Here is a 22,826-nt window from a genome sequence, read left to right on the forward strand (position 1 = left end):
TTTTACAATAAAAAACTATGTAATTTCGATATAATCTAAAAAAATTCCTTTTAGGAGTTGCAGATTTAATCTCATTGCCAAACAATCGGGTTCCGATCGAAAAAAAGTAAATATCAATAATTGAAAAAGTAGCATCATTTAGAATAAACAACCCATAACTGGACTTAATAGCTACTCAAGCAGCCTCTGAATAGGTTCCATATTCGTCCGCACGCACATAGTTGAAACAGATCATTGGATATTCCATCCCGTTGGCAGCGTCCACCGGAATATTTCAAAGTAAAAGATGTAGAGGATGTCAACGGAGAAGATTACACTTCTTTCACATTATCGGGCAATTTCAAGCACAATGGGTTTGCTTTTATTCCAGAAATAATATTCGACAACAGCAATAGCCAAGTATTTCTAAAACACGACTTAGTAACACCTAAAAAGAATGCTGCTCAATTCTCTTTAGCATTAGTCTATAGTTTTTAATAAATTTCCCTTTATTATAATAAATTATTTAGAGGATTCTGGAGTATTCCAAAATCCTCTTTTTTATAAAGTATATCATTTATAAAAAATTAGAATAAACAATTTATCAGATAACAATCTCATCTAAACGCCACAAAACTTGCAAAGCAAAGATTTTTATGTAAAATATCTACAGTTGTAAAGCCAACTCTTTTTAATAAATCCAATTGATACATTAACGATCGTGGTGAATCTTCTTTTTCAATATAAGCAAACACATGATCTCTATAATCTTCATTTTGCAGATCAGTAAGATATTGCCCATATTTTTCGTTGTAGATCAGCGTTTGCAAATCAACGTTTGCTTGATGGATCAGATCAAAGATCCAAATACTTCCTCCTGGTTTTAGCAAAGTATATAATTTCTTAAACGCTGTCTCCCAGTCAGCATCATCCCGTAAGTGATGTAGTACTGCTGTTGCTATAATGACATCGTAGTGGTATTCGGGCAATTCAAGAGTTCTGAAATCACCTTTTAAAATAGATGATTTTCCTCCAATATTGATTTCATCTATACGCTCTTTTGCTTTTTCCAACATCGAAAGACTTAAATCGACAAGCGTGATATCTAAAGAAGAACAGTATTGTAGCAATTTTATATCGTAATTTCCCGCTCCACAACCAATATCCAATACCCGCTCTAATTTGGGATATACTTTGGAAATCCCTGCTGCAATCAATTCCATATTATATGCGGCATCCAATGTGGTAGCCTGTCCTGTTTCAATATTCGAAAAACGTACGACATCCTTATCGAATCGTTCTTCTATTTCTTTTAAAGTTGATTTGTTCTCCATAAATACATTGTTTGTTCAAAACTACTACGTTAAACGATATATTAAAAATACTATATTTGTCAATTATTGATACCTATTAAGTATGGAGATACGTCATATCCGATATTTCAAGGCGGTAGCAGACGAATTGCATTTTGGAAAAGCAGCAAAAAAGCTGTTTATATCACAACCTCCTTTGACCCGCCAAATTAAAGAACTTGAGGAAGAACTAGGTGTGCTCCTTTTAAGAAGAAACAATAAAAGAGTTGCGCTAACAGATGCTGGCGCTTATTTTTTAAGAGAATGCGACAGACTTTTGGAACAACTCGAAAGGACGAAACAACAAGTGATACAAGTTCATCACGCTGAAACCGGAAATTTCCGCTTGGGATATATCAGCTCCACGCCAAAATCGGTTTTAGCGGAAGTGCTTCAAAAAATTAAAAAATCATTCCCCTATCTACAGGTTCAACTCTATGAGATGCCATCGCACATGCAGAGATTGGCTTTGGAAACTGGAAAATTGGATTTAGGAATTCTCCGGGCACCAATATTTAGCGAGCGACTGAAAGTAGAGAAATTGTTTGATGATACCTTCATACTTGCTTTACCACAGGATTATCCTCTTATCAATGAATTCTCTCAATTGGGACACGAGACATTTATTTCGTACAATAACGATTACGCGCCCAACTATCACCTTAGTTTCTTAGAAACCTGTAATCGGTTAGGATTTACACCGAATATAGCTCATGAATGTAATACAATACAGTCGATTTTAGATTTGGTTCATTATCGCACGGGAATTGCCATAGTTCCAAAAAGTGTACAAGCGGGATATAGCCATCTTGCTATTAAATTTGTAGATTTGGCTTCTCTGGGTACAAATACCCAAATTATCATGGCGTGGGATCACCAAAACCAGAATGTAGCCTTGGATGATTTTCGTAAATGGATTAAAAATTATGTTAGACAATGAAATTATATAGCATAGATACCGGATTTTTCAAATTAGATGGGGGCTCAATGTTCGGCGTCGTTCCAAAAGCCATTTGGAACAAGTCTAACCCCGCAGACGACAAAAACCTCTGCACCTGGGCAAATCGCTTATTGTTGATTGAGGATGGCAAACGCTTAACGTTAGTAGATACCGCAATTGGCGACAAACAGGACGATAAATTCTTCAGCCATTACTATTTACATGGCGACGATACTATCGATTCATCGTTAGCAAAATACGGTTTTCACCGCGATGACATTACCGATATTCTGTTGACCCATCTCCATTTTGATCATTGTGGGGGCGCTATACAACGCGAAGGTGATCGCTTAGTTCCTGGGTTCAAAAACGCCCATTATTGGAGTAACGAAAAACATTGGAACTGGGCCTTAAATCCTAATCCGAGGGAGAAAGCATCATTTTTGAAAGAAAATATCCTCCCAATACAGGAAAGTGGTCAGCTAAAATTCCTGAAAGAAGATGAACGGTACGACAAAGATATTGCCATTCGCGTAGCGAATGGTCACACGGAATCCATGATGTTGCCGCAAATCGAATACAAGGGACAAACAATCCTTTATATGGCCGATCTATTGCCATCTGTCGGACATATCCCTCTTCCCTATGTAATGAGTTATGATGTACGTCCACTCACTACCATGCAGGAACGACAATCTTATTGGCAAGAGATTGTGGATCGAGAATACGTCCTCTTTTTTGAACACGACTCTGTCAATGAATGCTGTACGCTGCAACATACCGAGAAGGGTATCCGGGTTAAAGATATATTTAAACTGAGCGATATATAATAAATTGTCGCCATTAAAAGAGGAAAACTATTGTTGCCGTATTTGGGCCTCCCGCATCGGATTATCGCCGACAGATTCGCCTCGTGCGCTTTGCTGCTGTCTAAACAACTCAAACCTAGAGGATTGATATTGCCGTGGCCAAGTATTGTTGTTTTCATCCACGTCTGCTGTTTCTCGATAAGGATCTATACGGATAAATTTCACATCTTTGCGCTTGGCAAACACCTTTTGTACTTGATTTTCGTTCTTCCTCCAGATATAAGCCGGTACATTATCAATTTCCTTTGTCCCGTCTGTATAATTCCACTCTACAATGATTGGCATCACCAAACCTCCCCGGTTGCTGAAGGTCAATTCATAGAAGGCAATTTTTCCATCTACAATTTCCTTTTCTTGATTGCTCAATTTGGAATAAAAATCATCGTATTCTTTCTTTTGTTTTGGTGTCACCTCAAATCTGTCCCATTTATTGTAGAAATCCAATAGTGAGGTATCTTTATCCACCAAATATTCCATATGCTCGGCTAAATTGCGTTGTCGGGAGATATTATTTAGATCCTCCTCATACTCCATTTTATTTTGTTGCTGGATCTTTTCCGGATGAAAATTCATCCGATAGGATACCACGTTATCTAAGGAAATATCTACAGCATCTGTTCCAAAAAACCATCCTCTCCAAAACCAGTCCAGATCTACGGCTGATGCATCTTCCATTGTCCGGAAAAAATCAGCTGGAGTTGGATGCTTGAATGCCCATCTTTTTGCATATTCCTTAAAAGCAAAATCAAATAAAGTTCTGCCCATCACCGTTTCTCTTAAAATATTTAACGCAGTGGCGGGTTTAGCATAGGCATTGGGGCCAAATTGAACAATATTTTCAGAGTTGGTCATGATGGGTTCCAATTGATCTTTCGGAAGCTTCATATAGTCTGTGATCTTATGTGCCGGACCTCTTCGAGAGGGGTAATCTTTTTCCCATTCCTGTTCAGTCAGATACTGCACAAACGTATTTAATCCTTCATCCATCCAAGTCCATTGACGTTCGTCCGAATTCACAATCATCGGAAAGAAATTATGGCCCACTTCATGAATGATAACACCGATCATACCGTATTTCGTGGCTTCTGAATAGGTTCCAAATTCGTCCGCACGCCCATAGTTGAAACAGATCATTGGATATTCCATCCCGTTGGCAGCCTCCACCGAAATGGCCACCGGATAAGGATAGGATATGGTATATTTGGAATAGACTTTTAGCGTATGTGCAACTACTTTCGTTGAATAACGTCTATAAAGCGGGTACGCTTCTGGCCCATAATACGACATAGCCATGGGTTGATTATTTTCAATACCTTCTCTTACCTTCATTGCATCCCATATCAGTCGTCTTGAAGAAACGAATGCAAAATCACGCACATTCTTAGCTTCATAAATCCACGTCTTTTTCGCCTTGGATTTTTTCGTCATTGCATCCCTTGCTTCTTCCAGTGTTACTATTTCTATAGGTTCGTCCGCGACTTGCGATTGTCTCCATCGGGCAAGTTGCTGCGCCGTCAATACATTTGGGTAATTTTGACATTCACCAGTAGAACCGACAATATGATCTGCAGGAACGGTGATATTCACTTTGTAATCGCCAAACACCAATGCAAACTCCCCTCTTCCGGTAAATTGTTTATTTTGCCACCCTTGAAAATCAGAATAAACTGCCATCCGAGGATACCATTGCGCTATCGTATATAAGTAATTGGCATCTTTGGCAAAGTACTCATACCCTGCTCTTCCACCTTCTTCTATCCTATTGTTTATCTTAAGATCCCAATCAATTTTGAATACAAATTTAGATCCCGGTTTCAGCGGCATAATTAAATCGATGCGCATCATGGTATAATTTATCGTGTAAGGAAGCTCCTTACCAGCTGCATCAACAACTTTTTTTATATTTACACCATAGCCTTTTTCTGCAGGCACTAATTTATTTAATTGTTCGACAGACATTCGAGCACGCAACGAACTTTCATCAAATCGCTTGTTCTCCGCATCATCCGCATGCTCATTATCATCCAATTGTAACCACAGATACGATAACGGATCTGGCGAATTATTAAAATACGTTACGGTTTCCGATCCTTTCAATAGCTGATTTTCATCATCTATATCAACATCAATCACATAATCCGCTTTCTGCTGCCAATACATCGCGCCAGGAGCCCCAGATGCCGTACGAAAAATATTGGGATCTGTAATTAAGGTACCCAATTGTTCAAATTTATTACCGTGATTCGAACCGGGGTTATTGAATATCTGCGCCTGTAGAAACACGCTCCATCCCACTATACAACATGTGAGAATATACTTTAAAATTGAATAGTTCATATAGGAAAACGATCTAATGCCATCATGAAAGATATACCTACTACAGCTGAAGAAAGAAAAAAACTCCAGTCTCTCTTCTTTACTTTAAATAAACTGATCATTATTGTACTTAATACTATTACGACAAAAACAATAATCAATTGCCCAAATTCCAGCCCTATATTAAAAGATAACAACGGCCATACTATATTAGCTTCTTTCCCCAACAACGAGCGCAAATAATTAGAGAAACCAAGGCCATGTACCAAGCCAAAAACTAGTGTCATAGTATACAAAAGACTAGCATTTCCTACTTTATTTGACCGGAAAATATTGGCCAAAGCCGTAAATAAAATAGTAATAGGGATCAGAAATTCTATCCACACAACATTTACTTTTACGATATGGAACACTGCTAATGTCAACGTTAGCGAATGCCCTACTGTAAAAGCTGTCACTAGCCACAAAATACGTTTCCAATCTTTTAAGGCGTAGCTACAACATAATACCAACACAAACAAAATGTGATCGTATCCGTTCAAATCAAGAATATGTTGCCAGCCCAATTGAAAATATATCCAAAAATCCTGCATTAATTTTAGGTGTTAAACTTCGGAAACACAATATTACAATTTTTTACGTTAGTTTGGCAGAAGAAATTGTAACAACATTATTAATACGTAATAGAATGAATTAATTGTATTTTTGAAGAACAGCTAATGAAGATATTACGAAATCAAATAAAGATATACTTGTCCTTAATCTTATTAGGAATTTGCTTATTTGCCTATGCGCATCCTTTTTATGTTTCCATTGTCGACATCGCATACTCCTCGTCTAAAAAGACCATTGAAATCTCCACTCGAATATTCTATGATGATTTGGAAATGGCTTTAAATCATGACGGTAATACGAACTTGAATATCCTCAAGCCACAACGTAAGGAAAGTATAGATTCCGCAATAGCAGCTTACTCCAAGAAATATTTAAAGGTTTCTGCCAATGGCATGGCACAGGGATTAAAATACATCGGCTACGAAATAGAAGATGAAGTGGCTTGGTGCTATTTCGAAATCCCTCAACTTCAACCCCTGAAAAAATTGGAAATATCGAACCGGATGCTCTATAGCAACTTCAAAAACCAATCCCATATCTTTCATGTAACGGTAGACGGACTACGCCAAAGTACGAAAATCGACAATCCAAAAAGTTTTGTCAAAATGGAATTCTAATACTTTACTACTCTCCCTCTAATTCTTCAAATTTTTCAAAATCCAACCTCGCTCCAGCCGTATCCCCCAACCGCTCTTTTAAGGCTCCTCTATATTGATATAGGTCTGAATAATAGGGGTTAATTGTTATAGCTTTATTATAATCAGCCAAAGCTTCATTTAGATTATAATTACGTTCAAATACATCCGCCCGCAATGTATAAATGTAAAAATCATCGGGAATGAGTTCTGTTAATGTAGAATAGTCTGCAAGAGCAGCTTCTAAATTATTTTGAGATTCATAAAACTGGGCACGTTCTTCATATACCGCTACATTTGAAGAATCGATATGAAGGGCACGCTCGAAGTCGGTTAACGCAGGTTCATACTCACGTATTGCCACAAATAATTTCCCCCGATACAGATGAGCTGTAGCAGATGCCTTCTCTAATGCTATCGCACTGTTAAAATCCTGCAGCGCAAAATCATAACGTAACATCCGAAGATAAACTGCACCTCTAGCTATATATAAATCCACATTATTTGGTTCCAACGAAATAGCTGTCGTATAGTCAACAATAGCCTCACCATACTTAAAATGTTGTACCAACAACAAGGCCCGGTTGATGTATGGCTGAAGTTGTGCTGGATTTCTTTTAATTTCCGTATCTAACTCAAACAGCTCTTCTCCTTCAAGCATCTCACCTTCGTTTTCTCTCCACTCTAAATAATTATGATAGTTAAAGTCCAACCGCTTTGCGACCTGATAATCATAAAATGCTCCTTCGTCATCTCCAAGCACGGTGTTAACTAAAGATCGGCAGACATAGAAAAACGGAAGTTCATTAAATAAAGAGATAGCATGTGCATATATAGCTAGTGCAACATCATATTTTTGATTTTGCCAGGCGACCAAACCTTTAATTGCTAATGCCTCTCCTTCACTATGGGGATTAACGCCCGATATTGCTGATCCGAGTGCGGAAGAATACGGAAAATATCCACTACTGGGTAACTTATAAAATAAATTCTGATTTAATTTCATGATAATCATTTAATGGTGACTGGTAATCTGTGACTGGTGACTGGTAACTAATCACTAACCTCTAATTACTAATCACCAAAATACCGTTTTACGATACGAAGTTTATGAGAATATCGATTCACATCAGCATTAAATATACCTAGGCTATCCATTTTATCTATCCGAACCTTCCCTGCTGCATGAATGATTGTCTCATTGTCTATCATTACACCAACATGGATAATTCTTCCTTCCTCATTATCAAAGAAAGCCAAATCCCCCGCTTTTATTTCCGTTAAAAAATCGACTATGGTGCCATCTTCCGCTTGCTGCCAAGCATCTCTTTTCAGAAATACTCCAAAATGTTTATAGATGACTTGACTAAAGCCAGAACAATCAATGCCTGCGCTTGATCTTCCTCCCCACATATATGGACTGTCTAAATAATGTGCAATTAATTTCGGAAATTCATTTTCAAAATCCGTCAACGTAGGATTACGGGTTTTCCCTTCAATAAGATACGACTCTTTCCCTATTGCTAACTCCTCATTAGATACAGCGGTTCCGTGTATTAAATGGATAGATTTACCGCCAATTTTAGCAATTGCACCTTCCAAATCCACGATATCGCTTTTATTATTGGTGCTTTGTCCAATAAATGAATATTGACTGTTTTGAATCCATCCTTCATAATTAACGGCAAATAACCGAATACGATCAAAGTCTTTTCCCTCTTCTAAAACTTCAAACTCTTCTCCAAATAGAATCTGTGTGACCATTTCACTACGATGTGAGGGTTCCGCTCGAAGGGGGACGATACTTAAATTACAGCTGGCTACACACATAATGAATATTATAGTTAAAACAAAACTATAACAAATAATGTTCTATATACGAATATAATTCTAAAAACGGTAAAAATTATGGCTAAGCTGAGATTCCAAAGAATATTATTAGCGGTGGACGATACACCATGTTCGCTAAAGGCAATAGAATATGCCAAGGATATAGTAGAAGAATTTAATTCTTCTATAGCACTTATTACTGTTATACCACCAACTTCCCCGGCAAGTTATGGAGCTGATCCATTATTGGGGCAACAACCTATAGTCGTGCCAGAAGTATCCGAGCTGCAACAAAAATCTGCTCAGGACTACCTCAATAACCTAGCCCTAGATTTTTCATCTGCTTCGGAAGTCTTTGTCTTTACCCGAATTGGATCAGTAAGAGAAGAAATACTCCTTGCTGCCCAAGAATGGGAGGCAAAGCTCATCATATTGGGTTCTAATGGACGAACAGGATTCGATCACTTTATATCAGGAAGTGTGTCTGAATCTGTTATTCGAAAAGCAGAATGTCCTGTGTTGGTGATTCCGGGTAAATGTGAATAGTAGAATAGTAATTCTATTCTTTAATCAGACGGGCAGCAAACATGCTGTCTGCTTTATCTTCGTATCCCTTGATAACTTCGAAACGATCTAATTTCAGCCCCAATTCCTTCACCATATAATCTACTGCATTTTCATTTTCTTCTTTGAAAACGGAACACGTTATATAGGTCAATGCGCCATCGGGTTTCAGATGGCGAACTACATGCTTTGCAATGTTTCGTTGTAAATCCGAAAATTCCGCTAATTGATTGACTGAAAACTGTTGAATCATCTCTGGAGTTCTCCCCCAGGTTCCTGAACCCGTACATGGAGCATCGAGTATAATACCGTCAAATAGTTCATTACCCAATATGGATGTAGTATCTTTAGTAAGATCTATTACTTTTTTACGATAATCCTGCCGAATATTAGCTTTCTGAAAGCGTTCATCAAGGTTCCTTAGAATAGACAATCGAACATCCGAGACCAGTACATGTGTTTTGGGATACTTGTCTAAAAACAGTAAGGCCTTTCCTCCCGAAGCAGCACAGGCGTCCCACCAACTTTGATTAGGCAAAGCTTCTATAAATCGTATTGTTTTTTGAGATGATAAATCCTGAACCTCGTATTTACCTTCCAATCTAACAAGTTGCTGTAGTTTTGTTCCATTCGATAGCGCAAAGGTCTGTGATTCAATTTCATCGAATACAAAATCTGCTTTCTCTAATTCGGATTTCACTTCCTTCTCAAAACCACGTTTGATACGGATAAACAAATTAGGTTGCGTAAAAAAACTCGAGATAAAAGCATCTTTTTCAATTTCGTCAGTTATATGTTCCGAAAATGGAAAAACATCACGCAGTTGAAAATTAAACTTTTCGAACAGCACCTTAATTTTATCAGCAAGCAAAGATCCCATCGTAGCAAATATATCTGGATATACAAATGCCACTAACTCCGAATGTGTTTCACAGAGATATTCTGCCAACGCTAAGCGTTCAATAGTGGGTAAATCAGCTTTGGCCTTCCCTATACGGAAATAATTATAGCAAAAACGGGAAGTCATCCTTCTGTCAGATGACCCCATTTGTTTGTTCTCTTTAAAAAATCTTGTTAGATATCGAGCGAATGGTTCGGTGTTAGAGAAACCGTTTAATGCTTTTTCAAAATTGCGAACCTGCTGACCTAGGCGTCTTTCGTTAACTTCCATAGTCCTAACGAAGGTCAAATGAGTTGCCTGTATATACCTGAATAGAGACAGCATCATTCGAAAATCCCCAAGTATCATTGTGCTTAAATTTATACGCACTATATAAACCGCTAAATGGCTCCTTAATCAAATGATCTTGAAGGTTTTTATTATATTTATCAATTAATCCCCCGAAATAAATCGCTGCATCATATCCTTTGTATGAATTATCTGAAGGGTTGACACCAAATTGGGCATAATAAGCTTCCCTGAAGGCCTTAGCTTTTGTCGACCAGTTCCTTAAATGACTCTCAGAAGTGATCGTCGGCATATAAGTTGAAAAACTAGGATATACGTCAAAGTCGTAACGAGACCAAAGTGGATGACCAAAAAGTTTAAAGGAATAGTAACCCTCTTTCACTTTTAGATCTAAATTCCCCAATAATGTTTTTATCTGAAATTTATCAGTAGTACCTGTTACAATTAAATTGGCACCAGTCGCTGAAAGCTTCTCATTCATCTGTGCCGTAGAAGATACAGAATGAATCTCCGCCGCAGGTTTAGCCTGTTTTATCGCCGACAACATACCATTTAAGAACTGTTTGCCATCTGCATCTGAAGTATTATATATAATAACTATATCTCCGGGTGTATATTGTCGTGCGACCTCCAATGCTATTGCATTGATATGTGAGCGAATTGGGGGGGTTAATGAGACTAAGTTTGGCAAATTAAACTCCGTAGGCATCGTAGCGGCTAATGGGTTGATCTGTAAGATCTCTTTGTTAACCAAGTTAGCACCAAAAGTTTTGATTTCTTTAGGATATACTGGTCCCACAATTAGAGATGCTTCTCTTACGTCCTCAGATTGTGCTAATGTCGCATTCTGGAAATCATCATCTTTTGAATCCAGTACGTTTACGTAAAAATTCGACCCCTTGCCTGCTAATTCATCTAATCCGAGTTGAAAACCCTGATAAAAGTCAAGCGCTAAAGCTGACCGTTTTATATCGGCATCCATTAATGACTCACCCGAAATCTGATGCAATTGAAAAGGTAATACTAGTGAAATGTTCCTACCAATGTACTTCGCGCTTCTTTTCCCTACCTCCGCAGTATTGTCTTTTGCTGTTTCTTCATCATCTATTTCTTTCGGTATCTTGGCATCATTGCTGCCTACATTTCCCTTATAGTCAGGTGAACGCAATACACCGCGTTTAGGGGCACATGAAGATGCAAACAGTATGGAGGCAATAACAACTAAAAAGACAAAATTTTTCAAATTTTTACTCCCATTCAATAGTTGCCGGTGGTTTTGAACTGATGTCATATACAACTCTGTTGATTCCTTTAACATGATTAATTATTTCATTCGAAATCTTAGCTAGTAAATCATAAGGTAAGTGAATCCAGTCAGCGGTCATCCCATCCAGTGAACCCACCGCACGTAATGCAACAACGTGTTCGTATGTACGTTCATCCCCCATCACACCTACTGATTGTACAGGCAAGAAAATCGTTCCTGCTTGCCAAACCTTATCATACCAACCCGACTCCTTTAAGTTACGGATATAAATATCATCAGCTTCCTGCAAAATTCGTACCTTTTCTTCTGTGATATCACCTAATACTCGAATTGCTAAACCCGGACCTGGGAAAGGATGTCTTCCTAAAATAGTAGAATCTATCTCTAATGTCTTTCCAACACGGCGAACTTCATCTTTAAATAAAGTTTTCAACGGTTCTACCACCTTCAATTTCATATAATCAGGCAATCCTCCTACATTGTGATGCGATTTGATAGTTGCTGAAGGGCCTTTGACCGAAATAGACTCGATAATATCCGGATAGATCGTACCTTGTCCCAACCATTTCGCCTCTGCTCCCTCAGGAAGTTCTTTTTGTATTTCCTTTGATGCCTCGTCAAAAACATCTATAAAAGAAGATCCTATAATTTTTCTTTTTTGTTCAGGTTCAGATATTCCTGCTAAACGGGAGAAGAACAACTCTTTGGCATTTACACCTTTGATATTCAGTCCCATGTTCTTGTACGAGTCTAATACCTGTTCGTATTCTCCTTTCCGAAGTAAACCGTGATCTACAAAAAAACAATGCAGTCTCTCGCCAATCGCATGGTGTAATAATACAGCGGCAACAGTAGAATCTACTCCTCCGGATAACGCCATAATCACATGATCCGTGCCCAATTGCTGTTTTAATTCAGCAACAGTAGTTTCCACAAAAGACTCTGAAGTCCAATCCTGAGAACAGCCACAGATATCAACGACAAAATTCTTGATCAACATCTGCCCATCTGTACTATGTGTCACTTCAGGATGAAATTGAATACCGTATGTGTTTGTGCCCTCAATGTGATATGCTGCCACACGTACCTTGTCTGTACTGGCGATAATATTGAAGTTCGAAGGAACATCTTTAATCGTATCACCGTGTGACATCCATACCTGAGATTGTATTGGAACGCCCTTTAATAAATCATTCTCTTGATTGACGAACTGCAAATTCGCACGGCCATATTCACGGATTTCTGAAGGCAATACTTCTCCACCAGATTTCTGAGCTAAATATTGTGCTCCATAGCAAACACCTAATAACGGAAAACGATCTTGAATAATTTTGAAATCAATCTGAGGCGCATCTTCCTGCCTAACTGAATACGGGCTTCCGGAAAATATAACACCCTTCACATTATTATCAAATTCAGGAAGATTATTAAATGGATGAATTTCACAATATACATTTAGTTCCCGGACACGACGCGCGATTAGTTGTGTATACTGAGAACCGAAATCAAGAATAATTATTTTTTCAGACATGCCGCAAAGTTACAATTTAGCGACGTAATTCTATAGCGCTAATTTCATATCCAAATTAAAAATTCTTAATTTTCTATATTAGATTTTAAAACTGATAAACGCTATACAATAAAAAAAATTCTCACATAAAAAAAGGTGCTGCATTGGAGGCAGCACCTAATCTACTTTATATTATGAAAAACAACAATCGGGGAGATTGTAAACCTTTATTAACTGAATATTAGTTTTCTCCTAAAACTATCTAATATGCCAAGACCTCCACTTCAGTCCTTCTATTCGCTTGATGCTCTTCTATAGAACATTTCACCCCATCACTACACCTATTTACTAAACGTCGTTCCCCGTAACCTTTCGCTACCAGACGGGATCTGTCAATACCTCTACTCACTAAGTAGTCTACTGCCGAACTAGCTCTTCGTTGCGACAACTTATCGTTATAACTGTGGGTACCTCGACTATCCGTGTGACTTGACAGCTCAATCTTCAGTGTGGGATTGTCTCGCATAGTGCGTACCAATTGATCTAATACAACAGCAGCATCTTTACGGATATCGTGTTTATCAAAATCGTAATAGATGTTTTCTAGCACAAATTTATCCCCTACGGTAAAAACAGGCTCTAAGCGCAGTGTCACGCGTATAGTGGTATCTTTCGTTGGATGAACTCCTATTATATTAACGGAGTCAGCATGAAATCCAGATTTTTCTGCCAAGACTTTATATTCTGTATTTTTATCTAGTTCAAAACGGAAAGCTGCATTGTTGTCGCCCAATCTTTTGGCTACGATCCGGCGGTCCCCGTCAAACAAGGTAAGACTAGCTTCAGAAATCAACTCATTGGTTTTCTTATTGACGGTTATCCCTTCCAAGATAATCGTCACTTTTGGTTTCTTAAAGCTGAACGAATAAATGTCATCACTTCCAATCCCACCGATTCTATTAGAGGAAATAAAGCCTTGGTATCCATCTTGATGTTCCCCCAATATCACAAACGAAAAATCGTCTGCTGCGGAATTGACTGGATATCGTAAATTCTTTCGTTTGCTAAAACTAGATTTACAGCCTTCTGCCACGTAAATATCCAGTCCACCCATCCCCGCGAAACCGTCGCTAGAATAATATAACCTATTGCCGAAGATCGTCGGAAACATTTCATCTCCCGCTGAGTTGATTTCCTCACCCGCATTAATCGGGATACCCCAGCTTCCATCGGGTCGAAGTTCGCAAAACCAAACGTCGACACCTCCGCGGCCTCCCGGCATATCCGAAGCAAAGTACAAGGTTTGCTCATCATCACTCAAAGCTGCATGCCCTACCGAATAGGTATTGACTTTGTTATATGCAAAATCTTCTTCTATCCAGCTGTCTCCGTTCTTTCGGTATATTTTTAGCTCCAGATTGTATCTCTTAAACTTTGTACCATTCTTTTTATATTTTTCTACTTCTGTATTAGGGTGTGTACGGGTCACATAAAGTACATCTTCTGCTTTGTTGCTCGCTACAGGGCCAACGTGGTATGCCGTACTATTAAAATTATCGGGCATCATACTCGATAGCGTCAACTCTTCCGTTTTGCGACTCGCTGAAAACACTTTTAGATAGGCTTCTCCCGTCATGCCACTACGCTTTCCAGCCGACACTTTAGGTTCGCCGGCATACAGTACGCCGTTACTCGTCGGGAATACCCCAAATTCCGAAAGATCTGTATTTATGTTCCGTTCGTTTTTTAACAGATAGGGTAACGGATTTGCCATCCATACTATAGACGAATCACAGCCTTCGATCGACAAACGGATTATTTCGTCAATCCCATGTTTTTCCACATAGGCTTCCAATTGCTTCTTTGCATCTGTGTACTTACCGTTATGTTTTAAGGCCTCGGCATAGTTCCTTTGACTTTCCGCGGCATGTCCTTCCATGCCAACAGCTCGTGCGTACCAGTTCTCCGCAAGTTCATACTGATTGAGAAACAAGTAACTAGAAGCTGCCCGCTCCACATCTCCCACGCGCGGTTTTTTACTATCCGCCAATCTGACGTACAGATCTACAGCTCTGGCATATTCCATTCTCTCAAAAAGCTGATCAGCGCGCATTCTCAGGTTGGGCTGTTCCTGGGCATGGCCTTGTATGCTTAAAAAACCGCCCAGTAATACGCCTACTAATACATATATTAATCTCATATTCATCTTATATGATATTGTTTATTGTTAAAAAAAACGCGGACTAAGTATCTGACGTTGAAACTGTCCAAAGGTAAGTCCTAAGGTAATTTCATGCGTTCCAGCCTGAAGTCCACTCATGCGGTTTATCATCACGTCATATGAATAACCGATCCGTAGTCTGTCCGTAGCATAGAATTGTGCGATTGCGTTGATCGAATTCAATGATGACAGTTTGTTCGGTGAATTATCATAATATTCCCTATTAAATACACGTGTGCGTGTACGGTATCCAGCACCTATCCAAAATTTACTATTGAAAATAAACATTGCATTTGCATCGAGAGACGTAGGCCCCTTGAAATCATCCTTGATCAGCATACTTGGACGTAGGTGAAGCCCTTCCTCCAGTTCGAATAATGCCCCAGCAATAATATATACGTTGGTATTACGATAAAGGCTTTCAAGCAGGTTTTCGTTAAAGCGAAAATCATCATTGCTATTAGATCCCGAAAATAAATCCTGTACCGCCACCCCTGCATACCATCTGGGGTTATAATAGTAAAGTCCTAAACGTATGTCCGGGTTCCAAGTGGAAATCTTCCCCGCGGGAAGTGTCTGGTCTCCGGCATCTACCATTTCCAGCTTATTTCCATCCAATCCGTATTGGGTCAGACCTGCTGCTACACCCAAACTAAGACGTTGTGTATCGTCGGCATCCAATTGTAAACGAATGGCATAGTTAGCATACACCGAAGTTGCTGATTGGGCCCCAAGTTGATCTGCTGTAATCTGTAAACCCACCCCATGTCGCTTCGATAGCGGATCCAATACACCATCGATAGATATCGAACCTGTCTTCGGAGCGCCATTCCAGCCTGTCCACTGACTTCGTAGGCCCATCTGAGCAAACCATTCTTCCTTGTAACCCGTATACGCGGGATTAACACTGATCGAATTAAATATGTACTGAGTGAATTGGATACTCTGCTGGGCAAAAGCGTCTCCCCCCAACAACAACGTCAAACCTACCCCTAAATATCTTATACCTTTTTTCATCTTTATCTTTCTAAGAAGCTGAATCTATTAATTTCTCTTAATCAATACATGTCCTTTAAATACACGTTCCTGATTTCCTTTGATCGCACGGATAATCGGAAAATAAGTTCCTTCATTCAGTCCACGGCCTTCCCATTCATCTTTGTAATCATCATTTCGATATACTTCATTTCCCCATCGGTTGACAATTATTAATTCTATCCTATCGTAACCTTCTCTACCGACGATAACAAATTGATCGTTCTTACCATCACCGTTAGGTGTGATCACATTCGGAATGAATAATTCACGAGGCAAAACATCTATCGTCACTACCGCTTTGCTTTTAAGCCCATTTTCATCTGTAATCTCGTACTCAAAAGTATCTGTACCGACAAAATCCGGATGAGGGATATAGGTTATACTTCCATCTGTATGTACTTCCACCCTGCCATTTACTGGCTCTCTCACAACGGTGACTGATCCAGTAATGATCGGACTGCTACCTGCTTCATCGTTCTCGAGTATGTTGATAGTTATATTATCACCATATTCCATAGTACCGTTGTCATCGCGTGCTGTCGGTCCTATTTTCCGGTCCGCAAATTTGGTAAACCAGGTTCCCGCTAGCGTATTCCCGGTTCGGGTCTCAATATCTCCACGCGTGTGTACACCTTCGCCATCAAATACCGTCACATCACCTATCCAATTGCCACCATCGGCATTCTGCACAATCTGTGCCTCGGCATCGACATAGACCATACCATTTGTCACCATATTATGCGTAAGTGTATAATCTACCTGCATATCACGATCCCCATAGATATTCCATACCCGGTCCATACCAATTGTTTCATCTTCAAATACCAATCCCGAGGCCGTATAATCCGTCACGGTAACATACAACTTAGATACTGCTACGGAAGGAATAAGTGTTGCAGGCGTATAATCCTGTTTCTCAATACCGACAGGAAAAACAAACTGCGCTACTCCTATATAATTCTTGATCATGTGTCCGCTAAGCCTATTCTCCGTAACGACCATACGGTTGCGGCTGTAATTCAGCAATTCGCCGTTGGTTGCCAGTTCCAGATCATGACTATTAAGGAATATATTGGCACCGTCTACGCGTAAATCGAGTGCTTTACCCAACTTGAATGCGGCTGCTTTCTCGTCTGTTGGTAAACTTAACCCGTCAAATCCTGGATTCGCTATATCTGACAAGCGGAGCCCTTCAGGATTGTTTAGCACGATACGTACATCGATGAATGTACCGTCATTACCATCGATATGTGTAGGCGAAGCTGCCCAATTCTCGTAAAAAGGATTTTGTGACGGACTGTGTAGTACAAGGGTTCCCGTACCACTAATTTTTGCGGTAGGTGCTATCCAGATATTCTTTGCATAAATCTCGACATTGCCGTCAATTTTCCAATCGGCATTAGGCCCCAAATACAGGTTTTCGGAGTAAATGAACTTATAGGTGCCTGCGTCCACCTGTGCAGCTCCATTGTCCGTTTCAAAGGAATTTATTCCGTTCTGAGCAGACACACTTGCCGTTACCCCTAGAAAAAATAGCAAGAGAAATGTCTTTATGTTTATATTCATTTTTTTTAGATTTGAATAACATCTTATTGTTCTTATCGGACTTTACTTGGTAGCATCGGATTAGTGATTACATTACATCTAACGATCGTCATAGAAAAAGGAACTCTAGTGCCAAAACATCCCTTGTCATTACCTTCTGCTGCATAATAGATAAATGTACCCTCACCTATAGGTGTAGGAGCCGTTGTTGAACCTATCCCCCCTGTTGAAGTGGTAAAATAATACAATTTATTGCCTACTGCCGCTCCTGCAGCAGATACAGATATCCCGCTTATTGTGATAGGCGAATCCGAACAAGCCCTTTGATCTTTCACCGTAGGCTGTGTAATAATTTTGTCCAAGTACGTTTCCAATTTTAAGTAACAACCGTCTTCCATACCCAGAACCCTTGCATAGAATTTCGTAGCAGTATTACCTGTGATATTCAATTGAAAATCTCCAGAGACAACCGAAACTCCCGGAGTTCCTGGAATACCGTTGTAAAACGTTGTACCTGGAGGATATTTCGTAGTAATTTCTACTCTTGGAATAGCCGTTCCTTCACATAGTACAACAAACCGTTTAAATCCTTCTTGGGTAATATTCTCTTCTGAACAACTAACGCTGGAAACATCAATTGTACTTTTAAACGGACCGTAAATGGGTGTATTAGCACAATCCGCATTGTAACCGCTCACTAGCCCTGTGTTAGCTGGTGTGTTAGAGTTAGCACCCAGTCCGGTGAAATTACCATCAACATTAATTTGCAACGCACATAATCCTCCGGTATTTAACAGGATACAATCATTAGTTACACGAACATTATACTTCAATGTATGTAATATTGTCTCGGTATTCGTGGATAACGGGATCGTCCCAACATTCCATGCTAATGTTCCTCCTGGAGTTGTCTGTGGAGTTGCCCCAGGTAGAGCTCCTACTGGAGCAGTCCAACCTATAGTTGTTCCGGTAGGTAAGCCTCCTGTACTCGTTCCTTCATAATACACATTAGCTGGAAGATGAATAGTGACGACACCATTGTTTACAGCTTCCGTACCCCTGTTCTTAATAGTAGAAGTAAATTCAATAATATTTCCCGCACTTACGGTACCTCCATTAGATATATTTGTATCAGTAGGTTTATTTTCTACGACAATTTGCGGCACGTAAGCATCAACCGCCAGCACTATATTGAAAATAATGTAGGTATCACCATTCGTACCATATCTAAACCTAGTAGACGTTGCATTATTTCCGATTAAAATCTTGTCGGTATTATTTAAATCGAACATAGACACATCCAGTCCCGTATTATTCGTAAAATTGGGATTCCTTGCATTTCCTCCGGTAAAAATGGATGAATTAAAAAAATTTGGCGTGGTTCCTGAAGGCGCATTGTTAGCATGGTTAAGCCGGATCCAAGCATTATTCGCCGCATTACGTATCTCAAAATAGTCACCTGTAACACCAATATCGCCCTCTCCCGCCGTCACCCCTAGCTTCACATTAATGTCACCACTTTGTGCAGTTCTAAATCCTGAAATTGGCAATTCTACGGTTCCTCCATTTGAAGTCATATATCCGTGGCCATCAAACACAGAAATGTCCCTCCACTTCATTGTAGGGTTTTTAAAGATGACAACCATACTCCATCCGCCATAAAATCCTGTTGCCCCACCAGCCCCTTCTCTTACTGCAATATCAGCGACAGTATATTCTCCAACTCCATTAGCCCGCACGTAATCAGTAACATCTGCATATGCCGAATACATTGCTCCCCCTGTAGTAGTTGGGTAGTAGATATCATTCGTTCCCGCCTCAATCTGCTGATACGTGCCTCCTGCTTTCTTTAGTTTTATTTTTCGCTTATTAAATTCTTTTGTGACACTATTTTTGGTCACCGAGAATATATTTGGACTGTTTGAAACTCCAGAAGCATCGAGATCATGCGCTCTCCCCGTCCAATACAATCCCGCAAACAAAATCTCCGAACACCTTGGATCAGCGTCTCCTAATTTTAGCGTTGCAGAAGACGAGTTCCAAGTACTGGCATCGTTATCTACATCCACATATTTCATATCTGCATTATTAGATCCAGTGTTACTATAGCTAACAAGCGTAAGATTTGTATTACCAAGCATGGTAAAATCTCCCTGGACGTTATAAATAGTCTTCCCTTGATAAGGAGCGGGAGCTTTAGCAGAAGTTCTTGCAGTAAATGGAACGACGACTGATTGAGCAAAAGTTTCACCTCCCAATAGTAAACCAAAGACAAAAATCAAGACGACTTTTAGAAAACTTCTCATTATAAATTCGCTTTTGTTATTCATTTTTCTAATAACTTAACTCGGCTGTTCCAATTCATCAAACAGCACCTGAACTTTATTGACTTCCAAATAAGGCAGAATATCTTTCAAAGCCTCTTTTAAAACAGTTTCATTAAGCTCATCATGGGTTTTAATGACAATGTATTTCAATTTTTTAAACAGAGACAATTTATTATTAGACAACGAAATAGGCTTCCTAATATCCCAACTAAAGACCAGGACTTCAGCTGTACTCAATGATTGAGCTAACTTGATGTTCTCTAAAACACTAAATGTTGATTCATCTTCTATTTTTACAACCTTGGTTGCTCCTTCTTCGCTCCAAACAAAAACCGGATCTCTATTTTCTGACAGTATCAACTTGGATGTTGCTCCATTTAGGAGATTATCTAGAGATTTGCGGCTTTGCTCATCTATACTTTTCATCATATCCTCTATGGAGGACACTTTTACTTCTTGCGCATGTATTTCTCCGACAAAGAATAGGCAAATCACAATAATAACATATCTTAATACTTTCATAATCTTAATCTTTTACGGCGAATACAATGTTCATAAATGTCTTAGCACTAACAATAGCTCCTAGCTTAACGGTATATGTTAATATACCGGTTGGTGAAATCTGAACATTATCAAAAACATCTGTATCATAATAGGTTATAAAATAATCCAGTTCATTCACGGGTAGTACGGGTAATGTTGCATTCGCATTACTCCTCGCTTGACCGTGGGTATAATTGGTTGTTGCTCCACTAACACTATAAGATGTTGTTGTTGTTCCTACTAGCCCTACTGTAATACCTTCTACTCCAAATTGCTTTTTATAGTAGTTATCATACAAGTTAATTTCAACAGATCCGCTTAAAATATCACCACTTGAATTATGGGTTGGTAACATTACAGATGGCGCATAAAAATATTTCGGCATTGCTGCTTTCAACTGTTTTAATATACCTTGAGCATCTCTGACAACTAGTTTATCTTCTATTTTCCCTGCTTCTAAACCGGCTATCGCCAATGTTCTCGTCGCGTCTGTTGTTATAAGTGTTGCCTCAGTCAGTTCCCCTCCAAGTTTGATATGATCTCCAACTTTTGTCAAACCGTTATCTGCTGTCGTTTTATCTGTTAAAGTGATGTTCTGGACAACATTGTTCTCATCGATGTAGGTGAACTGGTCACCGTCGTAGCTTACGTTGCCGCCGACTGTTGTGTTCGTCAGGTTCTCGATCAATTGATTTAAAACCTCCGTATTGGTAACGATCTCCTCAAAGTTGTTGATCACATCCGCAGGGACATCAATTGTAACCGTAGCGCCGGCCTCGTTCGTATAGGTGTACGTACCGTCATTGTTGTTCACAAGTGTCGTTACCGTCTCATTGGCCTGTACGATCTCCTCGAAACTGATGTTCTGGACAACGTTGTTCTCATCAACATACGTAAACTGGTCACCGTCGTAGCTTACATTACCGCCAACTGTCGTGTTCGTCAGGTTCTCGATCAATTGATTTAAAACCTCCGTATTGGTAACGATCTCCTCAAAGTTGTTGATCACATCCGCAGGGACATCGATCGTAACCCTAGCACCGGCCTCGTTCGTATAGGTGTACGTACCGTCATTGTTGTTAACCAGTGTCGTTACCGTCTCATTGGCCTGTACGATCTCTTCAAAGTTGATCACCTGCTGTACGTTGTTCTCATCGATATACGTGAACTGGTCACCGTCGTAGCTTACGTTACCGCCGACTGTCGTGTTCGTCAGGTTCTCGATCAATTGATTTAAAACCTCCGTATTGGTAACGATCTCCTCAAAGTTGTTGATCACATCCGCAGGGACATCGATCGTAACCGTAGCACCGGCCTCGTTCGTATAGGTGTACGTACCGTCATTGTTGTTCACAAGTGTCGTTACCGTCTCATTGGCCTGTACGATCTCCTCGAAACTGATGTTCTGGACAACGTTGTTCTCGTCAACATACGTAAACTGGTCACCGTCGTAGCTTACATTACCGCCAACTGTCGTGTTCGTTAAATTCTCGATAAGCTGGTTCAGTACCTCCGTATTGGTAACGATCTCCTCAAAGTTGTTGATCACATCCGCAGGGACATCGATCGTAACCCTAGCACCGGCCTCGTTCGTATAGGTGTACGTACCGTCATTGTTGTTCACAAGTGTCGTTACCGTCTCATTGGCCTGTACGATCTCTTCAAAGTTGATCACCTGCTGTACGTTGTTCTCATCGATATACGTGAACTGGTCACCGTCGTAGCTTACGTTACCGCCGACTGTCGTGTTCGTCAGGTTCTCGATCAATTGATTTAAAACCTCCGTATTGGTAACGATCTCCTCAAAGTTGTTGATCACATCCGCAGGGACATCGATCGTAACCGTAGCACCGGCCTCGTTCGTATAGGTGTACGTACCGTCATTGTTGTTCACAAGTGTCGTTACCGTCTCATTGGCCTGTACGATCTCTTCAAAGTTGATCACCTGCTGCACGTTGTTCTCATCGATATAGGTGAACTGGTCACCGTCATAGCTTACATTGCCGCCAACTGTCGTGTTCGTTAAATTCTCGATCAATTGGTTAAGCACCTCCGTATTGGTAACGATCTCCTCAAAGTTGTTGAT

General features: G+C 39.7%; 19 protein-coding genes. 5 read left to right on the forward strand and 14 right to left on the reverse strand.

Annotated elements, in window-relative coordinates; all coding sequences use genetic code 11:
- Positions 1–234 precede the first annotated feature (234 nt).
- A complete protein-coding gene (locus tag FAZ15_RS04305; RefSeq protein ID WP_136900052.1) occupies positions 235–477 on the forward strand; it encodes an outer membrane beta-barrel protein in 243 nt (80 codons plus the stop codon).
- 119 nt (positions 478–596) lie between these two features.
- On the opposite strand, the gene FAZ15_RS04310 is transcribed toward FAZ15_RS04305, so the two are convergent.
- Complete coding sequence (locus FAZ15_RS04310) at positions 597–1,313, reverse strand: class I SAM-dependent methyltransferase (protein WP_136900053.1); 717 nt, start codon at positions 1,311–1,313, stop codon at positions 597–599.
- Between the two features lie 82 nt (positions 1,314–1,395).
- On the opposite strand from FAZ15_RS04310, the gene FAZ15_RS04315 reads away from it, so the two are divergent.
- Positions 1,396–2,271, forward strand: a complete 876-nt coding sequence (locus FAZ15_RS04315) for a LysR family transcriptional regulator (protein WP_136900054.1) — start codon at positions 1,396–1,398, stop codon at positions 2,269–2,271.
- On the forward strand, positions 2,268–3,101 hold the full coding sequence (locus tag FAZ15_RS04320; RefSeq protein ID WP_136900055.1) for an MBL fold metallo-hydrolase: 834 nt from the start codon (positions 2,268–2,270) through the stop codon (positions 3,099–3,101). Before FAZ15_RS04315 ends, FAZ15_RS04320 begins: the two co-directional genes overlap by 4 nt.
- A gap of 27 nt (positions 3,102–3,128) precedes the next feature.
- Here the strand turns inward: FAZ15_RS04320 and FAZ15_RS04325 are convergent, their stop codons facing one another.
- Positions 3,129–5,477 (reverse strand): M1 family metallopeptidase, encoded by a 2,349-nt coding sequence (locus FAZ15_RS04325; RefSeq protein ID WP_162304868.1) that lies wholly within the window; start codon positions 5,475–5,477, stop codon positions 3,129–3,131.
- Positions 5,474–6,049: a HupE/UreJ family protein gene (locus FAZ15_RS04330; RefSeq protein ID WP_136900056.1), complete on the reverse strand. Its 576-nt coding sequence runs from the start codon at positions 6,047–6,049 to the stop codon at positions 5,474–5,476. The genes FAZ15_RS04325 and FAZ15_RS04330 overlap by 4 nt, the downstream gene beginning before the upstream one ends.
- Before the next feature lie 126 nt (positions 6,050–6,175).
- Between FAZ15_RS04330 and FAZ15_RS04335 the strand changes: the two genes are divergently transcribed.
- Positions 6,176–6,688 (forward strand): DUF6702 family protein, encoded by a 513-nt coding sequence (locus FAZ15_RS04335; RefSeq protein WP_136900057.1) that lies wholly within the window; start codon positions 6,176–6,178, stop codon positions 6,686–6,688.
- 7 nt (positions 6,689–6,695) lie between these two features.
- Here FAZ15_RS04335 and FAZ15_RS04340 read toward each other — a convergent pair whose 3' ends face one another.
- Entirely contained in the window at positions 6,696–7,712 is a 1,017-nt protein-coding gene (locus FAZ15_RS04340) for a tetratricopeptide repeat protein (RefSeq protein WP_162304869.1), read from the reverse strand.
- 68 nt (positions 7,713–7,780) lie between these two features.
- Entirely contained in the window at positions 7,781–8,536 is a 756-nt protein-coding gene (locus tag FAZ15_RS04345; protein WP_136900059.1) for a C40 family peptidase, read from the reverse strand.
- Between the two features lie 78 nt (positions 8,537–8,614).
- On the opposite strand from FAZ15_RS04345, the gene FAZ15_RS04350 reads away from it, so the two are divergent.
- On the forward strand, positions 8,615–9,082 hold the full coding sequence (locus FAZ15_RS04350; protein ID WP_136900060.1) for a universal stress protein: 468 nt from the start codon (positions 8,615–8,617) through the stop codon (positions 9,080–9,082).
- Positions 9,083–9,095: 13 nt separating this feature from the next.
- Here FAZ15_RS04350 and FAZ15_RS04355 read toward each other — a convergent pair whose 3' ends face one another.
- From FAZ15_RS04355 to FAZ15_RS22445, 9 genes are all read right to left on the reverse strand, one after another.
- Positions 9,096–10,271, reverse strand: a complete 1,176-nt coding sequence (locus tag FAZ15_RS04355; protein ID WP_136900061.1) for an RsmB/NOP family class I SAM-dependent RNA methyltransferase — start codon at positions 10,269–10,271, stop codon at positions 9,096–9,098.
- A gap of 4 nt (positions 10,272–10,275) precedes the next feature.
- The gene (locus tag FAZ15_RS04360) at positions 10,276–11,532 is read right to left on the reverse strand and encodes an ABC transporter substrate-binding protein (protein WP_136900062.1); all 1,257 of its coding nucleotides are present in this window, start codon (positions 11,530–11,532) and stop codon (positions 10,276–10,278) included.
- A gap of 4 nt (positions 11,533–11,536) precedes the next feature.
- On the reverse strand, positions 11,537–13,087 hold the full coding sequence (guaA, locus tag FAZ15_RS04365) for a glutamine-hydrolyzing GMP synthase (protein ID WP_136900063.1): 1,551 nt from the start codon (positions 13,085–13,087) through the stop codon (positions 11,537–11,539).
- 241 nt (positions 13,088–13,328) lie between these two features.
- Complete coding sequence (locus FAZ15_RS04370) at positions 13,329–15,266, reverse strand: OmpA family protein (RefSeq protein ID WP_238387151.1); 1,938 nt, start codon at positions 15,264–15,266, stop codon at positions 13,329–13,331.
- Between the two features lie 27 nt (positions 15,267–15,293).
- Positions 15,294–16,304 carry a PorP/SprF family type IX secretion system membrane protein gene (locus FAZ15_RS04375; RefSeq protein WP_136900065.1) on the reverse strand — a complete coding sequence of 337 codons (1,011 nt, stop codon included), beginning with the start codon at positions 16,302–16,304 and terminating at the stop codon, positions 15,294–15,296.
- A 27-nt stretch (positions 16,305–16,331) separates the two neighbouring features.
- Positions 16,332–17,891 (reverse strand): T9SS type B sorting domain-containing protein, encoded by a 1,560-nt coding sequence (locus FAZ15_RS04380; protein WP_136900066.1) that lies wholly within the window; start codon positions 17,889–17,891, stop codon positions 16,332–16,334.
- Between the two features lie 32 nt (positions 17,892–17,923).
- On the reverse strand, positions 17,924–20,176 hold the full coding sequence (locus FAZ15_RS04385) for a hypothetical protein (RefSeq protein ID WP_162304870.1): 2,253 nt from the start codon (positions 20,174–20,176) through the stop codon (positions 17,924–17,926).
- A 36-nt stretch (positions 20,177–20,212) separates the two neighbouring features.
- Positions 20,213–20,719, reverse strand: coding sequence for a hypothetical protein (locus FAZ15_RS04390; protein ID WP_136900068.1), 507 nt, complete (start codon positions 20,717–20,719; stop codon positions 20,213–20,215).
- A 4-nt stretch (positions 20,720–20,723) separates the two neighbouring features.
- Positions 20,724–22,826, reverse strand: a 2,103-nt coding sequence (locus FAZ15_RS22445) for an autotransporter outer membrane beta-barrel domain-containing protein (RefSeq protein ID WP_162304871.1), incomplete at its 5' end; no start/stop codon positions are given.

The organism is Sphingobacterium olei (genome assembly GCF_005048855.1).
Taxonomy (GTDB): Bacteria; Bacteroidota; Bacteroidia; order Sphingobacteriales; family Sphingobacteriaceae; genus Sphingobacterium; species Sphingobacterium olei.

Coding starts and splice junctions, on each gene's coding strand:
- FAZ15_RS04310 (WP_136900053.1), bottom strand. CDS start 1,313: ATGGAGAACAAATCAACTTTAAAAGAAATAGAAGAACGATTCGATAAG.
- FAZ15_RS04315 (WP_136900054.1), top strand. CDS start 1,396: ATGGAGATACGTCATATCCGATATTTCAAGGCGGTAGCAGACGAATTG.
- FAZ15_RS04320 (WP_136900055.1), top strand. CDS start 2,268: ATGAAATTATATAGCATAGATACCGGATTTTTCAAATTAGATGGGGGC.
- FAZ15_RS04325 (WP_162304868.1), bottom strand. CDS start 5,477: ATGAACTATTCAATTTTAAAGTATATTCTCACATGTTGTATAGTGGGA.
- FAZ15_RS04330 (WP_136900056.1), bottom strand. CDS start 6,049: ATGCAGGATTTTTGGATATATTTTCAATTGGGCTGGCAACATATTCTT.
- FAZ15_RS04335 (WP_136900057.1), top strand. CDS start 6,176: ATGAAGATATTACGAAATCAAATAAAGATATACTTGTCCTTAATCTTA.
- FAZ15_RS04340 (WP_162304869.1), bottom strand. CDS start 7,712: ATGAAATTAAATCAGAATTTATTTTATAAGTTACCCAGTAGTGGATAT.
- FAZ15_RS04345 (WP_136900059.1), bottom strand. CDS start 8,536: ATGTGTGTAGCCAGCTGTAATTTAAGTATCGTCCCCCTTCGAGCGGAA.
- FAZ15_RS04350 (WP_136900060.1), top strand. CDS start 8,615: ATGGCTAAGCTGAGATTCCAAAGAATATTATTAGCGGTGGACGATACA.
- FAZ15_RS04355 (WP_136900061.1), bottom strand. CDS start 10,271: ATGGAAGTTAACGAAAGACGCCTAGGTCAGCAGGTTCGCAATTTTGAA.
- guaA (WP_136900063.1), bottom strand. CDS start 13,087: ATGTCTGAAAAAATAATTATTCTTGATTTCGGTTCTCAGTATACACAA.
- FAZ15_RS04370 (WP_238387151.1), bottom strand. CDS start 15,266: ATGAGATTAATATATGTATTAGTAGGCGTATTACTGGGCGGTTTTTTA.
- FAZ15_RS04375 (WP_136900065.1), bottom strand. CDS start 16,304: ATGAAAAAAGGTATAAGATATTTAGGGGTAGGTTTGACGTTGTTGTTG.
- FAZ15_RS04380 (WP_136900066.1), bottom strand. CDS start 17,891: ATGAATATAAACATAAAGACATTTCTCTTGCTATTTTTTCTAGGGGTA.
- FAZ15_RS04385 (WP_162304870.1), bottom strand. CDS start 20,176: ATGAGAAGTTTTCTAAAAGTCGTCTTGATTTTTGTCTTTGGTTTACTA.
- FAZ15_RS04390 (WP_136900068.1), bottom strand. CDS start 20,719: ATGAAAGTATTAAGATATGTTATTATTGTGATTTGCCTATTCTTTGTC.